We start from the raw sequence: 19,370 nt of genomic DNA on the forward strand, positions 1-19,370 counted from the left end.
AGCAATCTAGTGCGCCGCGCTTCATTTTAAGTAAAGGTGGCGGCTGCCTGTCAAACTCAGCGAAGGTTTTACGAATATCAGGCTTAAATTCCGGATATTCGCCTGATTTTTTCTGTAATTCAGGCCGCAAAATCTTTGGTTTCGGTAAACCGATGTGGCGGCCTCGCGGGTCGGGTTTAATAGTGCAGACTGCGTCTTTTAATTCTCTGTTTCCAGAGCGCGGCGCAACCTGCGGATAATAACCTGCTTGCCGCGCTCGTCGGCAGCCTGATCAACGGCATCGCCGATATCAAGAATAAGGCGGGAGAGGTCATTGTGCCAGTCGAGGCGGGCGGCGGCTGTCGGTTCTATGCGGCGCTTGTCTTCACGGCTCATCAGTTCCGCCGCTTCAGCGTCAAGCCTGTACCTGTCGTCGATGGCAGGCCGGATGACATGCACGGCAGCCGTATCCTGATTGTCCCTGAGGCGCTCTTCCAGACCATCGATGGCGTGATGCTCGCCATGCACAAGGAACAAAGATCGTGCGATCGGCAAGCGCTTGTGAATCCAGTCCACCAGTTCCGGGCCGTCGGCATGGCCGGAATAAGTATCCATCATGCAGATCCGGGCGCGCACGATAACGTCCTCTCCCTGAATCCGCACAGCCGAAGCGCCGTCCTGCAGCACCCGCCCCAGCGTGCCCTGCGCCTGAAAACCAACAAGAAGCACGGTGGCATCGGGTCTCGGCAGCCAGTTTTTCAGGTGGTGACGGATGCGTCCGGCATCGCACATGCCGCTCGCTGAAATGATGATGTGAAAATTGCGGATGCGGGCGAGAGCTTTTGAAGCTTCGGCATTTTCAGTGACATGCAGGTGCGGTGAGGAGAACGCATGCGTCACCGCCCGGCCATTGGCCATTTCTTTTGCAAAGTGCTTGAACACTTCGGTCGCCTGTTTGGCGAGCGGGGAGTCGACGAAAATTTCCGCGACCGGAATTTGTCCTTCGTCCATGAGTTCCACGAGGTCGGTGACGAGTTCCTGCGTGCGTTCTACGGCAAAGGACGGAATCAGAAGCGCTCCGCCCGCCGCATGGGCGGCGCGAACTTCATCCGCTAACCGCTCCCGGCGGGTCAGTGCTGAAAGCTCCTTGCGATCTGTATCGCCATAAGTCGACTCGCAGATCACATAGTCAAAGCTGGCGGGCGCCTGCGACGGGCGTTCCAGCAACTTGTTTTCCGGGCCGATATCGCCGGAGAACAACAATCGCAAGGGCTTGTCTGGACCGGCCTCGATTTCGATCTCGATGGAAGCGGAGCCGAGCAGATGCCCGGCATTCCACCAGCGGCAGCGTATGCCTTTGGCAACCGCTTCCCAGCGCTCATATTCAACAGGCTCAAGAAGTTCCAGACATTCCCGGGCGTCTTCTTCCGTGTAAATGGCGCTGACTTCGCGATGGCCGCGCTGCCTGTTGCGCCGGTTCAGGGTATCGACTTCGCTTTCCTGGATATGCCCGGAATCCGGCAGCATGCACCCCAGAAGACCGATGGTGGCGCGTGTTGCATGGATCGGGCCATTGAAGCCGGCCAGCATCAGTTTGGGCAAAAGGCCCGAATGATCAATGTGGGCATGGGTCAGGACAACAGCGTCGATCGCCTTCGCAGGAAAAGGAAACTCGCCATAATTGAGTTCTTTCAGCGTTTTGGAGCCCTGAAACAGGCCGCAATCGATAAGGATATGCGCGCCTCCGGCGCTCAACCCGTAGCAGGATCCTGTAACGGTGCCCGCCGCACCGTAGAATGCGAGTTCAATTTGCATGATCTCTCTCGCTCTGTTCGCCGCACGATTCACGATACCACAAATTCGGTTGTTTGATTATGCTCGAATGTATCGATCCGGGCCGCAATCGCTGGTTTCGGATGACAGTGCGGCTCTGACAGGCATGGGGAGAAGCAGACGGCGTGATTGCGATTCGCCAAATGCGAGATTCATTCGCTGATCTGACGCAATAAAAGATTCATCGGGCCAAATGTGGCGAAATCATAGTGATTTTTTGGCAACACCTTATCGCATTATGATCTGGTCTTTAAACCGCCATGTTGTATCGTTGGTTCGAAATGGCAGAATCTGCCGATTATTCTTTTGCCGGCGTTGCTGATAAGGTGGTCGGCTAAACTTGTTTTCATGCTTTTGCGCGAATAATTTTCTGTTAAAATTTAGTATTGATGACGCACTTTTATAGTATTATTTGAATTAAATTTGGCTAATCATCCTCAATTTTCAAGTTTATTGAATTTTAGACTTGTATATTTTTTGGCATATTTCCCCATTACTTTGAAAAATATCATGATATATTCAACTGTTTTATTTAAATTCGTCGCCTTCCAAGCTTCCAGCTGTGCGTGACGATCTTGTCTGCGTGCTCCCTAGTGGCGTGAATATCTAAAATTAGATTCTGCTAACTTAATTGAGTGAGGCTTGATAAAGCCAAGGACATGTTTTAGTCTCATTTCAATTATTTTAGTCAAAAAGGCCTTTTGATGATCAACTTTATCGGTCGTTCTGCAACGCTGTCCGCTGCTTCTACCGTTTGCATGTTGCTGCTGGCAAGCGCTTCGGCATCCGCCATGAGCCTGAAAGAAGCTGTTTCAGAGGCTTTGGTGACGAACCCCAAAATCGGTCAGGCCATCCAAAATCATCAGGCCATGAACGCGCAGCTTGATCAGGCGAGAAGCCTTTACATGCCGCGGGTCGATCTGGAAGGCGCGTTGGGTGTTCAGGAGTATGATCGTCACGATGCTTCGCTGGTCGGCGGATCGCTGAATCAGAGCCTCGCGCCTGCCGAAATCGGGGTGGTTGTGACCCAGAAGATTTTTGATGGGTTTGCAACTCAGGCTGAAAACGAGCGCCAGACGGCGCGTGTTGCCGGCGGCGAGTCCCGTGTGTGGGAACGTTCCGAAAGTGTGGCTCTGTCCATCGCCCGCGAATACATTCAGGTGATCCTGCAGCAGCGCGTGCTCGCTATCGCTGAAGATAACGTCGCTTTCCACAAGAAGACGCTGTCGGAAATTGAATCGGCTGTCACCAGCGGCACTCTGACGGACGCTGATAAGTTTCAGGCTCAGGAGCGGCTCGCCGCGGCTTCTGCAAAGGTCAAGGTGGCGCAGGAAGAGTTGAACGCCGCAAAGATTCGCTTCTCGACGCTGGTTGGCAAGCCGCTTGGTGCTGTTGGGGCGCTGCCTCCGGTGCGGGCATTGCCGGGCAGCATGGAGAGCGCGATCACCCGGGCTCAGGTCAACAATCCGACGGTTGCAGTGGCTTGGGCGGATATCAATGCCGCTGACGCTTTGGTTAAGGCGGCCCGCGCTAAATATATGCCTGAGCTCTTCCTTGAGGGCAGGGCCCGCGCGGGGCACGATATAGATGTCAACCCCGGTCGCACCACCGATCTGCAGGCGCGCCTTGTGATGCGCTGGAATATATTCGATGGCGGCGGCAGCAGCGCTGCAGAGCGCGAGCAGATTCACCTGACCGCTCAGGAGCGCCTGAAGCTCGACGAATTCCGTCGCGACATTACCGAACAGGTCAAGCTGGCCTGGGATAAGCGGGTTCAGGAAACAGCGCTGACCAAGATCTACAACCAGCAGTTGGCTGAAGGTATCAAGGTCGTGAATTCCTATCTCGACCAGTTCAAGGTTGGACGGCGTTCGCTGCTTGACGTGCTCGATGCACAGAATACGCGGTTCAATACGGCAGTGGTGGCTGAGACCGCCAAGCTTTCCGCCGTATTTGCCGACTATCAGTTGTTGGCCGCAGACGGCGATCTGCTGAAGACGCTGAATGTGAAGCCGCCGGTCTATGCGAACACCGCAGTCTTCAGGGATGCGGAGAACGCGCAGCCTAATCCGGTAAAATGACGAATTGGCGTTTTATTTACGTTTTTGAATTTCGGCGAAAGTTTCCACTGTGAAAGTTCAGGACCCGTCTTTAAAGCCGGATAATTTGGCGCGTTTCAAATCTATAGATGGCGGGCGAGCGGCGGGTCTTGACGAGCGTGGGTTGGATGGCCTGATACCGGATAACGTTCCCATTGTGCAGGGCCTGCTGCCCTCGCTGGTCTTTATCGCCAAATATTTCGAGCGACCGGCTTCAGAAACTGTGCTGACAGCGGGCTTGCCGCTTGTCTCAAATCACCTGACTGCGGAATTGTTTATATCGTCCGCCAAGCGTATCGGGCTTGAAGCCAGATACGAGCAGGTTAAATTTGACGATCTGCAACTTGTTCAGCGGCCTGCCGTTGTCTTGACGAAGGACGGTGCCTGTCTGGTTTTGCTTGACACTCTGAATACCGGAGAAATGGAGATTTTTGACCCGGTTTCTGCCGGACGGAGTGTCGTGGACAGCAAGTTCCTCCGGGATCACTTCTCAGGTTCAATAATTTCCATACTGCCAAAGTTTGCGAGAATCGATGTCGATCCCGGAAAGCCGGAGCTCATAGCTAAAGAGCATTGGTTCCTGGGGCCAATTTCACAGCACGCGGGCAGCTTGGCGACCATGGCGCTTGCAGCCGTGGCTATCAATGTCTTTGGTATAGCCACTCCGCTGTTTTCGATGAATGTCTATGACCGGGTGCTGCCCAACAAAGCCTTTACAACGCTTTGGGTGCTGGCGGCCGGTATTGCGCTGGTGTTTGTCTTCGACTTTGTTCTGAAGGTGGCGCGGGCGCTGCTGATCGATACAATAGGCAAGCATCTGGATGTTATATTATCCGGCGTCATATTCGAGAAAATTCTCAACACGCCGCTGGTGCATCGGTCGAATTCGTCCGGAGAATTTGTCAACCGGATCAGTCAGTATGAGTTTCTGCGGGAATTTTTCACGTCCAGCACATTGACGCTGTTTATCGATACGGTATTTTTGTTTATCTACCTCATCATCGTCTATGTGATCGCAGGCTGGATCGTTATTATTCCGATTGTCGCAATGGTTGCGGTTCTGCTCGTCGGCTACGTCATGCATCTGATGATCAGCGAACATATCATGCGCTCGGAGACGGAGAATTCGCTGCGTCACGCCATGCTGGTGGAAGCCGTGAGTGCGCTTGAAACCATCAAGGGCATGCGCGCGGAAGGGCAGTTTCTCCGCCGCTGGAACCTGCTGGTCAAGACCGCCTCAAAGACGCAAGAAAACATCAAGACCATTTCATCCGTGGGCCTTAATGCGGCAGGATTCCTGCAACAGTCGGTTTATATCGGCGTGATCGTTGCCGGTGCCTATCGTTATTCCAACGGCGAGATGACGACAGGCGCGATCATCGCGGCAGGCATGCTGGCGTCGCGTGCGGTGGCGCCGCTCTCGCAGATTGCCTATACGATTGCCAAGGTGCGCTACGCGGCATCGGCGCTGAAAACGCTGAACGGGGTCATGGATCTGCCGGACGAGCGCACAGCCACAACCAGCTTTGTCAATCGTGTCGTGGCGGCGGGCAAGATCGAATTCAAGAATGTTTCGTTCAAATATCCCCTGGATACGCGGCTGTCTCTAGCAGGAGTCAATCTGGTGATCAGACCCGGCGAGAAGGTGGGCATCATCGGACGTGTCGGTGCTGGCAAGACGACCTTTGGCCGTTTGATGGCGGGCCTGTATTCGGCTGTCGATGGCGAGGTGCTTATCGACGGGGTGGATATCCGCCAGTATCATCCTCATGAAATTCGCCGTGGCATCGGCCTCGTCATGCAGGATACGGATCTGTTCATCGGGTCGATCAAGGCCAATATTCTGCTGTCCAAGCCAGACGCGACGGATGAGGAACTGATCGCGGCCTGCAAATTGTCGGGTGTGGACGATTTCGTGTCGCTGCATCCTCTTGGTTATGATCTGCCGGTTGGCGAGCGCGGACGTAATCTTTCGACCGGGCAGAAGCAGGCCGTGGCTCTGGCTCGTACCTTTCTCAGTTCGCCGAAGATTTTGTTTCTTGACGAGCCGTCGAGCGCGATGGATATGGCGACGGAGCAGATGTTCCTCAAGCGGCTGATGGCTGTCGCCCGGCCGGATCAGACACTGATTATTGCAACACATCGCTTCAGCATGTTGTCGCTTGTGGAGCGTCTAATCGTGGTTGATAATGGCCGTATTGTTGCCGATGGCCCGAAGGAAAAGGTTTTGCAGGCCCTGAAGGGTGAAGTTGCGCCTGCTACAACTTAAGCCTTAGTGCATTTTCACCATCTCTGCGCTTTTTATAGTCCGGGATGACTGCATTGATTTAATAATTTCAGGAATGATGTATTCTGACGGAACGATTGGGAATTGGTGATATTGTGACGCGCATGCGGTCAAATCTTATGTCTCGTTTGCTGGCCAGCGTTCTGATGTGCTGTCTGGCGGGGACGGGCATTGCCGGAGCCGTTGCCGCGGAGGCCGGTGACGGGCCAATCAATTTGCTGCCGGCGGCGCCAGCGCCATTGCACCAACAGGCTCCTGTCAAGAAAAAGAAGATTGAGCCGAAAAGGAATGCTCTCCGGCCGGCCAAGACACCAGCCGTGGCAACGACGACGCCGCGCCAGGACGAGATATTCCGGCCGCTGGCCAAGGACGTTCCATTTGTCTACCAGACGGGTGAGGGCAACATTCTTCCGAATGGCTTCGTCGGTTGGCTGCCGGAATCGCAGGAGAAGCCTGTGTCTGTCGCCGATGTGCTGCAGCGCATGAATGTTCTGGCGCTTGTTGATGATCCTGCAGCGAAGGATGTATCTTTGCAGCCGGATGCTGGCACGGGGGCGCCGGTCAATCTCGATGGTCAGTCGGTGCTGGCCAATTATTATGCCGGTCTGATTACAGAGGACCCGCGTCAGCCCGGCTTGCCTGATGTGGATATCGGTACTGTCAGTTGGCTCGAACCAAATGACGGGCTGCGTCTGGACACGTTCAAAATATCTGCTTCGGCTGGCGCCAGTGCCCGGCTTATCGCGGAAATTCATATTCCAGACGCCAAATTACAGGTAAAATTGTGGGTTTGCTGCGCAAAGATGATCGGCGCGCAGTCTGACCCATATCTTGTCCTTGATGTTCAGCCGGTGGCGGGCGCAGATCTGATCAAATCGGTTGGCGCGCCGGTTTTGCGCGTTCGCGGCAACCAGAGCGGCGATGTGCTGCGCGCTCAGATTACAGCCCAGTCGGATCGTGTTTATCAGATATCGATCCCCCCGGCAGATCTGGAGCATGATTTGCGGCTGATTTTTGGCCGGCCATGGATCGATATTCCGGTTGAATTTGCTTCCGGCAAGAAGTCGACACTGACATTTACCACGGGCAAAGTTGGGCCTGATCTTTTTGAACGTTATTTTTCGTCCTGATTTTTTGATTTTTAGCTCTATTCATTGCGAGAGCACCTATGACTGTTTCAATTCACGGGGCCGGCATTCCGGTTCGTGCGAAAAAACACGTGAAGCTTGAGCGCTCGGCGCGCATAGCCCGCGTGATCATCGTTGCTGTCTTTTTTCTTTTCCTCGCGGCCATAATCTGGTCCAGCGTCGCAAAGGTGGAAGAAGTCACGCGCGGCGAAGGCAAGATCATCCCGTCCGATAAAACCCAGTCAATCCAGAGTTCAGAAGCTGGGGTGGTGCGCCAGATTTTTGTCCGTGCGGGACAGAAGGTGACCAAGGGCGAGGTTTTGCTGCGTCTCGACAATACAATGACCGAATCCAATCTGGGCGAAGTGGAGGCCAAGATCCGCAGCCTGAAAGCTCAGGTTGCCCGTCTGCGGATTGAGGAGAGCGGGGATCTGACCAAGCCCTATAGCTGCCCTGCGGACGTGGAAAAGGTTGCCCCGCATGTCTGCGAAACAGAGGCACGCCTGCTCGACGTTCGGCGCGAGGACCAGAAGCGTAAGCTGGCCTCGCTTCAGGACCGGATCGAGCAAAGGCAGCGGGAACTCAACGAGGCGCAAAGCAATGCAGACCGGGTCGAGGCCAGCCTGAAGCTGGCGCATCAGGAGTTTGACATCGTCAATCCGATGGTGATGAGGAACCTGGCGCCCAAGACTGAATTGCTGCGTGTGCAGCGCGCGCTGGTCGATCTTGACGGGCAGCAGAATGCCTTGGTTGAGACTATCGCCAAGGCCGAGGCTGCTTTGCGCGAAGCCAAGAATAATTTTGTCGAGATCGGGCTGCAGATGCGTCAGGAGGTGCTGACAGACACGGTGAAGGCGACCTCGGAGCTTTCGGTGCTTGAGGAAACGTCCAAGGGCGCTGCGGAGCATAACAGGCGCACCGATATCCGCTCGCCGGTGGACGGCATCGTCAATACACTTGATGTGAACACCCTTGGGGCTTTCGTTAACCCGGGCGCGCATGTCATGGACATTGTGCCGATTGACGACAATCTCGTCGTCGAAACCAGAATCAATCCGCGTGACATCGCTTTCGTCAAGAAGGGACAGGAAACGCTCGTCAAGCTGACAGCTTATGATTTTTCGATATTCGGCGGCCTGCCTGGCGTCGTCAGCGAAGTTTCGGCGGACAGCGTCTATGATGAGAAATTGCGCGAAACGTTTTATACCATTCAGGTGCGCACTAATCACAATGTCATTCATCATGACGGACGCGATTATCCCATTATGCCGGGTATGATTTCTCAGGTGGATATCATCACTGGCAAGAAGACGATCCTGAGCTATCTTCTCAAGCCCTTCATCAAGGCAAAGCAGGAGGCTCTGACGGAACGTTGAATGACCTGACCAACACATTCCAGGATGTCCTGAAGAAGGCGACATCGCTGCGCTTGCGGATTTTCAAGCGTGGCGACTGGAAGGTCAGTTTTCGTCTGGAACAAGTCTACTGGGATGTTCTGGAGCGGGCCGCACAATTCAATGGTCTCAAATTGGCCGACTATATCCAGAAATGTCTGCATGACGGGGAAAACCACAATGGAAGCGCCGCGCTGCGCGTCAGTTCAACATTATTCTGCGTGGAGCGCATTCGTGAACTGGAAGCGAGCCTGTCGCTCAACAGCGTCACCTCTTTTGCGCTGGCCGCGCCAGTTCCCTGCTTTGTTCTGAACGCCAATAAGCAGATCGTGAAGTGCAATCCTGAATTTCTGAATTATCTCAGCCAGATCACCGGATCGACCGAAACCAAGTCGATTGCTGGTCTTGTCTTCAGCCTTGAAATTCCGATTGTTAAAATTCTCGATCTTTTCAAATTGGATCCGAATCGTGCGCTTGTCGTTAATTATTCGATACGAACGCAGGTTAACGCCTTCGGCGGCAAAGCGCGTCTGACAATCGTGCCCGGGCAGAAGCACCCCATGCTTCTGGGCTATATTCTCTGACCCTTCATCGCTTCTCAAAAACTAGATTATCCGGGCGGTTGACGCGTGGGTAAACGTTTTCATCTGATCGAAACACGCCGAATGTAAACAAAATTTGAGATTTGGCTATTTTTTCCATATCGCGTCAATGATAGCCATTTTTTCGGCGTATCTTCGTCATGCGATATAAACTAACCACTTCGATTAACTATCCAAAACTCTTTTTGCCTCACATTTATACGGGGATATAAACGTATCACTGGTGGTATCTTGCAAATTGCGGGCAGGTCTTTAATTCTCCGTTCATTATATAAATTTCTTTTTTATTAATTTTATCGGAGCCGATTATGGACAATCAATTTGCAGGCGAGAGCCATGTCGCGAGCAATTTAGGCTCATCAGATGTCCACGTTTCTGAAGTGGTTATCGCTCAGAACGATAGCGCGGCTCCGGCCAATGCGGCTCAGGCTCAGACGGCGCAGATCCCTCCTGTCATGGGCGGCATGATGGCCGTTGGCCATGCAGCGCCGCAGTCTTCATATCACCTGCCGCCGGAAGACAAGGTGGTTCATCTCAAGCTGGCAGCCGGCGAAACGGCAATCCGCCTTCCGGCCACCGCGACATTCGATGAAATTCATATTGTCGGGAACAATCTTGTTCTGGTGCAGAAGGATGGCACTGCGATCGTCCTCGACGATGTCGCCAACCACGTGCCCAACCTGCTGATCGGCGATGTCGAAGTGCCGCAGGCAACCCTTGAAGCCGCTTTTACCGATAACGGTATCGTCGCGGCGGCTGGGCCGGCCGGCGCAGCGGCGGTGGGCAGCTCTGGAGGCAACTTCACCACGGATCCGGGAAACATTTCGGGGTCGATGCCAATATCTCCGTTGCAGCCGCCTGAAGGATATCATTTTACGCCGACGAATCCGACAATTGTGTCCACGATCCAGCCGATTGTCTCAAATCTCCAATCCAATCCGACAGGCGATCTGGTTAACGGAGTCGACCGCAATACGGCATTCGAATCGGGACTCACGACAGGCTCCTACCCCGGTGGGACTAGTGATCCTGTCACCACGACGGGTAATCTGAATCTCGTTGAGACGAATTCTGCCGGTGCAACTCCGATTTACACCTATTCTTTCCAGGAAACCACTGGAGGCGTCCCTGGCCATACCGGCGTGGAGAATAATGGCATCATTACGGTGCAGGGCGAATATGGCATTCTCACAATCACTGAAAGCACAGGGGCTTACAGCTACACTTTGACGAATCCGGCTCCCGGCAACGGCACCACCGATCCGGCTGAGTCGTTCAGCTTCACCGTCAAGGACCAGTTCGGCAATACGACTTCAAACACTATAACGATCAATATCCGTGACGATGCTCCTGTTGCTGTTAATGACATAAATTCGGTTTCTGATGGCGGCTTGCTGTCAGTACCGAGCACGACGACATCGGGTGTTCTTTCCAACGACAAGACGGGTGCGGATTCTCCGATACATGTGACGGGTGCTGTCGCTGATAATTCTGGTACTTCCAGCAGCGATTATACGGGTCAACCGAGCGGATCTTTGACGGCTTATCATGTTACGGGCGAATATGGCGCGCTGACGCTGAATTCGGACGGCAGCTACAGCTATCAGGCGAACAACAACGTCGCTATAAATGAACAAACTCCGCCGCAGGACGTGTTCACCTATACGATCACGGATGCGGACGGCACGACCAGGACAGCGACGCTGACGATCACGCTGGGTCTTGGTGATGGCCCGACGACATCGACGCCGACGGCGTCCGAGTTGGTCTATGAGAGTGCTTTGGCGCCGGATGGCTCTGGCACGCAGATTAATCCTGATGCCTCGGGTGCAAACCTGACGTTCCATGCGGGCGCGGATGATGCAACAGTAACGCTGAAGTCGATTGCGCTGGCGTCGATTACGCCGACCACGACTTATTCAGCGTTGAGTCCGGTAGTTGTCAGTGGCAGCGAGATTGATATTTACCAGGTTCAGAACGGAAAGACGGTTGAGGTTGCGACCATCACGTTGAGCGGAACCACTTCGATCTTGGCTGGCAATGACGGCACTGTGACGGTGACGGAGACGTTGCTGAACCCGATCTTGGGTGAAGCTTCGACGACGGGCAGCCTCGGTGTTGTCGATGTTGTTGCCACGGGTAACGTGAATGGCCAGACGGTCGACGCTTCTGTCACGGCAACTGTCGTCGATGATGCGCCGCAGATCCTGAATGTGCAGGATGCCGTTATGCCGAATCTGGCGCAGACCGATGTCAATGGCACCTGGCAGCCAATATTCGGGGCAGACGGTCCTAATGCCACGACAGCCGTTGGCGTCAGCTTCGGCAGCAACGCCGCAGGTTACACTTATAGCGTTGTCGACACGCATACGACGAATGGCGGCGCTGAAGTGTATGCCGTGACTGTATCTGGCGGGACGGGCCCGAGCTATACGTTCTACGAATATACCGGTGCCTATAATGCATCCACGGGTACAACCGAGATGCATGCGTTCACAGACTCCAATTTGTCGACTGGCTACTTTACGCTGACCGTTTCGGCTTCAGGAACCTATGATTTCAATCTGGAATCAAACAGTTTCAATGTTACGGAAACATTTAGCGCTGCGTCCATTCCGAGTGGTTCTTACAATAATTACTATATCGAACTGAACGGAACGACGATTTCTTCATCGTCTACACCTCCCGGGACGACTCCCGATGTGCTGATTTCTGGTACATCTGTTGACAAACAGGGAAACACAGTGGCGGACCAAATATTTGTTAACAATAACGGCATGGGTGTCGGCAACGGCAATCTTAATACGGGAGAAACCATTGACCTGCAGTTCAAATCCGGACAGAGCAGCGTTGCTTTCGGCGTTGGTAAAGGTAACACGGCTACCTATGAATATGTGACAGTGACGATACATGATGGCTTAGGTCATACTGCAACCGAGAATTTGGCGCTTCTCGATGGGTCAACTATCTATGTAGACGCTGCGCATTGGGGTGTAGGGGCGACCGGACCCGGCGCTCCGTCAACCTCCACTACGGGCTCGTTCCTGTCTAATCCAATCACCGAGGTTTCGATTACGAATATCGGCACCTCGGGCACCAACAGCGACAGCAATATTAATCTGAGCACGCTGACATATAATGCTGTTACTACGATCGGCGACAGCCATCTGACGTTTGGTCTCGCTGTCACGGACGGGGACGGCAATACAGCGACGACAACCAGCACCAACCAGCTCGATGTCTCGCTTTATGGCTCGCAGCCGACTGGCGGGTATTCGCTGACCGGCAATGAGGTCTTTGCTGCTCATGCAGCTGGCGGAGACACGATCGTCGCTTCTGGAACCAATAATACCATTGATTTCAGCAATGCCGTGGGATACGTTCATGCAGATCTTTCAGGAACGATTTATCCAACGGCTACGATCAATGGTGGTTCAAATGAATCATTTACGATTGGTGGCATACAGAACCTGATCGGTTCGTCGCATAATGGGGACATTCTCGTGGGTGACTCACACGACAACATCCTGACGACCGGGCTTGGACAGGCAAATCTGACCGGCGGCGGTGGCAGTGATACGTTTCAGCTGACCAACATTAATGTCACCGATGTGATTACCGACTTTATCGGCGGTTCCAGCGGTACTCATGATACGGTTGATCTTTCGGCTCTGCTGAACAACCTGCCGACAACGTTGTCGTCTCTGAGCGGTTATGTCCATTATGATTCTGGTACCGGTGCGCTGAGTGTTGATCCAACTGGCAATTCGAACTGGGCGCATCAGGTTGCGACGCTGGATACCGGCAATATTCAGGCACCGCATCCCACAACCGGAACAGTGGATATTGCTTATCAGGATGCCAATCATCAGACGCATACAATCGTCGTCTGAGTTTCGGATCAGGGTTTGATTAAATTCGGCGGGAGGCTCATGGCTTCCCGCCATTTTTTATGCGCCGTGTCGGCTTGCTCAGGCTCAGTTGATCAGGCCCGGGCGCAGCAGCATGGCGATGTTCATGCCAAAGGGCGGGACAACGCCGGGTGACGTAAAGTTCTCGGCCAGCGGCTCAGGCGTCTTGCGGATGCCATAGATCCACTTTCCGGTTTCATTCATTGCATAGAGCGGCTGGTAGGCATGAACGGCGCTTTCGGCGCGAACCTCGTTGGTCATGTTGTCCAGCACGTAGCTTGCGCCATCAATATTGACCACCAGAACCGCGTGGCCCAGATTGCGCGAGGTGTCCTTGACCACAACCAGTTTCATCTGTTCTGGAGCGAAATCAAGCGCCGTCAACATCCAGAGCTTGGTTATCGCATAGCCTTTGCAATCGGCCGAGCTGCGCCGGGCTATTTCGTAGGGCGAAGCCCAATAATCGACGACGCCGTAATTGGCCATATCGTTGCGGTAGTTCAGCGCCATATTCACCTCGGTATTGAGGTGGCGGACAAGATCGAGCGCGCTGCCGGTGCGGCTGTCCTTGCGCAGGCGGTTCCAAAGGTGCATCAGCCCCGTGTCGCAGATGCCGGATTCCTGCCTGCACGTTGAGTTGAACAAATCCTTGGCCTGATGCGGAGCGATGGCATCCCATCTGCGATCCGCGACCAAATGATTTACAGCTATAGCCGGAGCGCCGAACACTTCATTTTCAGCCGGGTTCTTGCGCAGCGACGGCAAAGCGCCAAGTGTTGCCAGATCAATACCAATTTTCGGCTCAGCAACGTTCAGCAGAGAGACGCTCAATGGCAATTGGAGTCCGACAGAAGGCGCATTTTGAGCGGTCTGCTGAGAGGCGACAATATAAGCGCGCTGAATCTCTGTCTCCGTCGCTTGCGCAGAGCAAAAGACACCTAACGTCATCATGCTGGCAAATGTTGCCGCCAGCAGGCTATTCGGCCTCAATTTACGCAGAGAAGTTTGCCCAATACTTGCGCCAAACAACATGGTAAAGCCTCGTTAAACACTTATATAATTCAATTTAATGCAACAAGTACGCCTTTTATATTGAGATATTCACAAAATATTTGGATAAATACTTGTAATTAAATTCTCTAAAATTTTAGACAAATCTTCTCCCTCCGCTGAAACCCCTGTCAGGATCCCGGCGGCTGAACGGATTTGGCATTGCTATATTTTGGGGCTTGTCTTCGACGAACCGGGTTTGCCTGTGCCGGATGACTAGTCTGCATCTACGGAATTTTCCGTTTCAGGAACTGCCGGAGAGCCGGCTCAGGTCCCGTAGCTGCGTCAGACACCAGCCGAGAACTGCATTCAGTCCGATTTGATAAATTTTATCATTTTGTCATAATTCCTTCATCAATATCAATTGAGATCGAACATTTTTGACAGCGCGGAGAAGCTGGACCTTTAATTCATCTTGCTCTTTGGTTCTCAAAATCGCGACAAAATCCCTAATTTGAGAATAAAAATCTTCCAATTGAACCATTCTGTATCAATTTCAATACAGATTGACCTAATTTTAGCCTCCTGCCGCTTCAATGTTAATTCATCAGTCATTATCTATGACTCTCATTACGATGCAATATTTTTATCATTTTGGGCCATGGGTCGGCTTGCGGCTTCCGGGGGAATTTTTGAATTTTGTCGCGGCGCCTCATCAAAGTGGAATTGTTGGCGGCGGAGCAGCCAGATCATTTCGGTTAAAGGGATAGCTTCGCGTGAGCAGCGCTCAACCGCTGTTGCTATGCGATTTTGTGCGAATTTTGCCGGAACTCCGGCTAACAGCGCACGGTTTCATGCTCCGGCGACGTTGCGGATGCGTTTTTGTAGCTGGCTTTCAGGGGGATGATTGGCCTTCAGATTTGGTGAAGGCCTGCGACAATTTGTCCATCTGGTTCTTGTATTGGCGGGGTTCGATTCACGTTTTGCGGCTGTGTCGAGTCCAATTTATCGAGCGAGAAAGCGACAGATCGACAAAAAGTTTTGGTGGAGATCCAGAGGAGCATTGTCCGGGGCGACGTCGAGGGTGGTGCTTGCTGACAGTATGTCTGGATTGAAATGTTCGGCGCGCTGCCGGAGCGTCATTAGTTCCGGCTAAATTAAGCGTCTATGTTGTAATATCAAACCAGCGAAAAGCACATCAGCTTTGAGAAAGTAAATATTTCTTCATATTTTTTTCTTAATCTCCGTTTTGAAATGTACGCATTCGAGTGAGTGGCATACCGCGGGGCGAGATTTATGGCGGAGCGTTCAGTGAGGGCACAGGGCAGCACGGGCAGCGAGATGGGTCAGTCGTTGCCAGCGCTGGAGAGATTGTCCAATGCGGCACGAGATCTGGAATTGGACGCACTCAGGGATGTTGTCCAAATTCAAAAAGAAAGGCTGGAGTTGTTGCAATCGGCATTGCATGCGGTGCGCAGCGGGATTTGCCTTTTCGATGCATCCGGTCATCTCGTCTGGAGCAACGACCGCTTTGGACAGATTTATCAGTTGAAGGGCAGGCCTCAGGCCGGAGAGAGCTTCCGGGTTGTCCTTGAGGCTATCGGGGGCGCAGGCGCCGGAGTGTCCGCGCCTGGGGAACAAATAATCGCCCGCTCAGAAAATCTGGCCGCGCGTGAGTCATTTGATTGGTTTCTGCAGCGGCAAGAGGGCGCATCTGTCCGCGTTACCGTCAGCAAACTTGCCGATGGAGGTCTGTTGTGCTCATGCGAGGAATTGTCTGGCGGTGCGGAACATAGTCTCTCCGTGCAAGCTTTGATCGATTGCGTGCCGGATTACCTGTGGGCAAGAAATGCCAAGGGTGAGTTGATTCTGGCCAATAGTGCGGCGGCGCGGGCCATCAGAGAGGTGGAGTCCGTTGATGCTGCAGGCGAGAGCGCAGTCGATAATGGTGAAGCAGTAACATTTGCAAAGCTGTTTTCCAACGATCTTGGTCCTGCCGCCAATGGTGTTGGCATCATTGATCGCGAGGAGGAGGTGCTTGATTGCGAGGGTGGTCGCCGCTGGTTGCTGACGACGAAAGTGCCGGTTGTAGATCAATCGGGTCAGGTGCGGGGCATGGTGGGGCTTTCCCGCGACGTCACGCGTCGCAAGTTGTCAGATAATTTGAGAGAAGGTCAGGCGCATATTCTGGCGATGATCGCGATGAATGCGCCGCTCAGGTCCGTGCTGAATAGTCTGATACATCTCGTCGAGGAGCAGGTTGACGAAATTTACGGCTCGATATTCCTGCTTGATGCCGAGGGGGCACACCTTCGCATTGGAGCGGCTCCGCGGCTTCAGCCGGATTATGTGGCAGCAATTGACGGGATGAAGATTGGCTCGGCTGTCGGGTCCTGCGGAACGGCGGTTTTTCGCAAGGAACAGGTGATCGTTGCAGATATTCGCAAAGATCCGCTCTGGTTGTCCTGCCGGCAACTCATCGCGCCGTTCAATTATCGGTCCTGCTGGTCGTCGCCCATCATGTCCAATTCGGGGCAGGTGCTGGGTACGTTTGCAATGTATTCGCATTCGGTGCGCACGCCGACCACTGCCGAACTGAAGCTGATTGATATAGCGACGCGTATTGCTGCTATCGCGATTGAACGCGCGCAGGCGGAAGACCGGATACAATTTCTTGCGACGCATGACGCCCTTACCGGCCTGCCTAACCGCGCGCTGTTCAATGATCGGCTGGAGCATGCGATCCGGCATGCCGAACAACACAAGCGCAGACTTTCTGTCATCTTTATCGATCTGGACAATTTCAAGACCGTGAATGACAGTCTGGGACATTATGCCGGGGACGAACTTCTGCAGATCGTCGCACGGCGGATGCGCGATTGCGTCCAGCCGAGTGATACCGTGGTCAGACTTGGCGGCGACGAATTTGTTATTCTGCTTTTTGATCAGCCGGAGACGTCAGACCCGGTTGTACAGGTTCTGCAAAAGATCCGTGCCGCTTTGGCGGAGCCGGTGCATATTGCCGGCCATTATATGCGCGTGACGTCCAGTATCGGCCTTGCAAATTACCCCGAAGACGGCAGAGACGCACTGACGCTGCTGGCCAATGCCGACGCGGCTATGTATCAGGCCAAGAAGAACGGGCGCGATCATTTTCAGTTTTATACGCCGGAACTGAACAGCAGCGTTCATGCCAATTTTGTGCTGCAGGAGGAATTGCGCGAAGCTGTCGCCAAGGCGCAGCTGGTGTTGGAATATCAGCCGGAAGTGAATGTCCGAACTGGCGAGATATTTGCGGTGGAGGCGCTTGTGCGCTGGAATCATCCGCGTCTTGGTTTAATTCCGCCGATGAATTTCATCCCGATTGCCGAAGAAACAGGTCTTATCGTCAGCATAGGCGACTGGGTGCTGCATGAAGCCTGCCGTCAGAACAAGGCCTGGCAGGATGCCGGGCTCAAGCCTGTGCATGTCTGCGTCAATGTGTCGGCGCGCCAGTTCAAGGATCGGCACTGGGTGCACCGGGTTGTCCATGCGCTGGAGACAAGCGGCCTTGAGGCACGCTATCTGGAACTGGAACTCACCGAAAGCATGATCATGCGCGATATCGATCAGGCTGTCGCGATGATGCGGGAATTGCAGGAACTCGGTGTTCAGATCGCCATTGACGACTTCGGCACCGGCTATTCAAGCCTGAGCGCCCTGAAGGATTTTCCGGTTGGCCGTCTGAAGATTGACCGATATTTCGTCAACGAGATTTCGCACAACGAAAGCGACAAGATCGTGGCCGAAGCGGTTATCACGCTGGGGCAGAAGCTGAACATGCGCGTCATCGCCGAAGGTGTCGAAACCGAGGCGCAACTGCGTTTCCTGCGTTCGCTCAACTGCGAGGAAATGCAGGGCTATCATTTCAGCAGGCCGGTTCTGGCTTCAGCTATCGGAGAATTGCTGTCCGGGCAGAAGAAATAGCCCGGGCCGGTATAAATCAGCTATCGCTTTGTCCGCCGATCCAGGTGTTTGCAACGCGAAGGCTGGCATCGAGGTGGACCAGATCGGCGCGATATCCTTGCCGGATCAGTCCGCGTTCGTGATCGCAGCCGAGAAAACGCGCGGGATAGAGAGACGCCATGCGCAGGGCTTCGGGAAGCGCCACGCCAAGCTCCGCGATTGTATAACGCACCGCAGCGTCCATTGTCAGGTTGGAGCCTGCGAGCGTGCCGTCGTCCAAAGTAAGCCGGTCGTTGACGCGCATCACTTTTCGTCCTTGCAGGGCGAAGCGGTCAGGGCCACCGGCTGCGGGCGGCATGGCGTCGCTGACAAGAACCATATGCTCTGTGCCGCGGGCGGCAATGGCGATCTGCAACGCGGCAGCGTGGACATGTTCGCCATCGGCTATTAGGCCGCAATAGGCCGATTTTGCATGCAGTGCCGCGCCGACCATGCCGGGCGCCCGGCCTTGCATCTGGCTCATGGCATTGAATAAATGCGTGAATCCGCGCGCCCCGGCTGCCAGCGCAGCCATGGTTTCTTCATAGCTTGCATCTGAATGGCCGAGGCTGACAATGAGGCCAAGGCCGGCAAGCCGCGCGATATCCTGCGTGCTGACGGATCCGGGCGAGAGCGTCATGAGGACGAATCCGCAATCTGCTTCGGCGAGAGCGGAAAAATCCTCTTCATCCGGTTTGCGGATATGCTGCAAAGGGTGTGCGCCGCATCGCCGGGGATCGATAAACGGGCCCTCGATATGAATGCCCAGCACGCCGGGAACACCAGCCTGCCGCGCGGCCTGTACTGCGGCAATGGCCTGAACCATGCGATCTCGCTCGTCGGTGATCACGGTCGGCAGCAGACCCGTGGTGCCGAAGCGCCGATGCGACCGGGCGATTGCCGCCACGCCTTCAGCCGTAGGCGTATCGTTGAGCAGAACGCCGCCGCCGCCATTGACCTGCAGGTCAATGAAGCCGGGCACCAGATAGCCACCCGGCAAGCGTTCAACCTGCAGCCCCGGCTTTATGTGTTCAATGGGCAGGATATCGCGGATCAGATCGCCGTCCATGACAACAGCAAGGTCGTCGACAAATTCTGAACCGATCAGGATTCTGGCTCCTGCAAGCGCGCATGCCGTGCTCAAGTTTACCTCACATAATGCCA

General features: G+C 54.1%; 10 protein-coding genes. 7 read left to right on the top strand and 3 right to left on the bottom strand.

Going from position 1 to position 19,370, the window contains the following annotated elements; translation table 11 throughout:
• Window positions 1-198: 198 nt before the first annotated feature.
• Window positions 199-1,794 carry an MBL fold metallo-hydrolase gene (locus AC0N03_RS08165; protein WP_474288176.1) on the bottom strand — a complete coding sequence of 532 codons (1,596 nt, stop codon included), beginning with the start codon at window positions 1,792-1,794 and terminating at the stop codon, window positions 199-201.
• A gap of 809 nt (window positions 1,795-2,603) precedes the next feature.
• Between AC0N03_RS08165 and AC0N03_RS08170 the strand changes: the two genes are divergently transcribed.
• The 6 genes from AC0N03_RS08170 to AC0N03_RS08195 all read left to right on the top strand — a co-directional run bounded on the left by AC0N03_RS08170 (window position 2,604) and on the right by AC0N03_RS08195 (window position 13,214).
• On the top strand, window positions 2,604-3,893 hold the full coding sequence (locus AC0N03_RS08170; protein WP_474288177.1) for a TolC family outer membrane protein: 1,290 nt from the start codon (window positions 2,604-2,606) through the stop codon (window positions 3,891-3,893).
• A 142-nt stretch (window positions 3,894-4,035) separates the two neighbouring features.
• Entirely contained in the window at window positions 4,036-6,180 is a 2,145-nt protein-coding gene (locus AC0N03_RS08175; protein WP_474288178.1) for a type I secretion system permease/ATPase, read from the top strand.
• Window positions 6,181-6,317: 137 nt separating this feature from the next.
• A complete protein-coding gene (locus AC0N03_RS08180) occupies window positions 6,318-7,328 on the top strand; it encodes a hypothetical protein (protein WP_474288179.1) in 1,011 nt (336 codons plus the stop codon).
• A 38-nt stretch (window positions 7,329-7,366) separates the two neighbouring features.
• Window positions 7,367-8,701 (top strand): HlyD family type I secretion periplasmic adaptor subunit, encoded by a 1,335-nt coding sequence (locus tag AC0N03_RS08185; RefSeq protein ID WP_474288180.1) that lies wholly within the window; start codon window positions 7,367-7,369, stop codon window positions 8,699-8,701.
• Window positions 8,698-9,303, top strand: a complete 606-nt coding sequence (locus AC0N03_RS08190) for a ribbon-helix-helix domain-containing protein (RefSeq protein WP_474288181.1) — start codon at window positions 8,698-8,700, stop codon at window positions 9,301-9,303. The genes AC0N03_RS08185 and AC0N03_RS08190 overlap by 4 nt, the downstream gene beginning before the upstream one ends.
• A gap of 326 nt (window positions 9,304-9,629) precedes the next feature.
• Entirely contained in the window at window positions 9,630-13,214 is a 3,585-nt protein-coding gene (locus tag AC0N03_RS08195) for a beta strand repeat-containing protein (RefSeq protein ID WP_474288182.1), read from the top strand.
• An 84-nt stretch (window positions 13,215-13,298) separates the two neighbouring features.
• On the opposite strand, the gene AC0N03_RS08200 is transcribed toward AC0N03_RS08195, so the two are convergent.
• Window positions 13,299-14,063, bottom strand: coding sequence for a transglutaminase-like cysteine peptidase (locus AC0N03_RS08200; protein WP_474288183.1), 765 nt, complete (start codon window positions 14,061-14,063; stop codon window positions 13,299-13,301).
• A gap of 1,455 nt (window positions 14,064-15,518) precedes the next feature.
• On the opposite strand from AC0N03_RS08200, the gene AC0N03_RS08205 reads away from it, so the two are divergent.
• Window positions 15,519-18,188: an EAL domain-containing protein gene (locus tag AC0N03_RS08205; protein ID WP_474288184.1), complete on the top strand. Its 2,670-nt coding sequence runs from the start codon at window positions 15,519-15,521 to the stop codon at window positions 18,186-18,188.
• A gap of 16 nt (window positions 18,189-18,204) precedes the next feature.
• Here AC0N03_RS08205 and nagA read toward each other — a convergent pair whose 3' ends face one another.
• Window positions 18,205-19,350 carry an N-acetylglucosamine-6-phosphate deacetylase gene (gene nagA, locus AC0N03_RS08210; protein WP_474288185.1) on the bottom strand — a complete coding sequence of 382 codons (1,146 nt, stop codon included), beginning with the start codon at window positions 19,348-19,350 and terminating at the stop codon, window positions 18,205-18,207.
• Window positions 19,351-19,370 lie beyond the last annotated feature (20 nt).

The sequence above is a fragment of the Methylocystis sp. sgz306128 genome (genome assembly GCF_056032725.1).

Bases quoted from the DNA above. Each gene is read 5' to 3' on its own strand.
- AC0N03_RS08180 (WP_474288179.1), top strand. From the start codon at position 6,318: ATGTCTCGTTTGCTGGCCAGCGTTCTGATGTGCTGTCTGGCGGGGACG.
- AC0N03_RS08195 (WP_474288182.1), top strand. From the start codon at position 9,630: ATGGACAATCAATTTGCAGGCGAGAGCCATGTCGCGAGCAATTTAGGC.
- AC0N03_RS08170 (WP_474288177.1), top strand. From the start codon at position 2,604: ATGAGCCTGAAAGAAGCTGTTTCAGAGGCTTTGGTGACGAACCCCAAA.
- AC0N03_RS08205 (WP_474288184.1), top strand. From the start codon at position 15,519: ATGGCGGAGCGTTCAGTGAGGGCACAGGGCAGCACGGGCAGCGAGATG.
- AC0N03_RS08185 (WP_474288180.1), top strand. From the start codon at position 7,367: ATGACTGTTTCAATTCACGGGGCCGGCATTCCGGTTCGTGCGAAAAAA.
- AC0N03_RS08165 (WP_474288176.1), bottom strand. From the start codon at position 1,794: ATGCAAATTGAACTCGCATTCTACGGTGCGGCGGGCACCGTTACAGGA.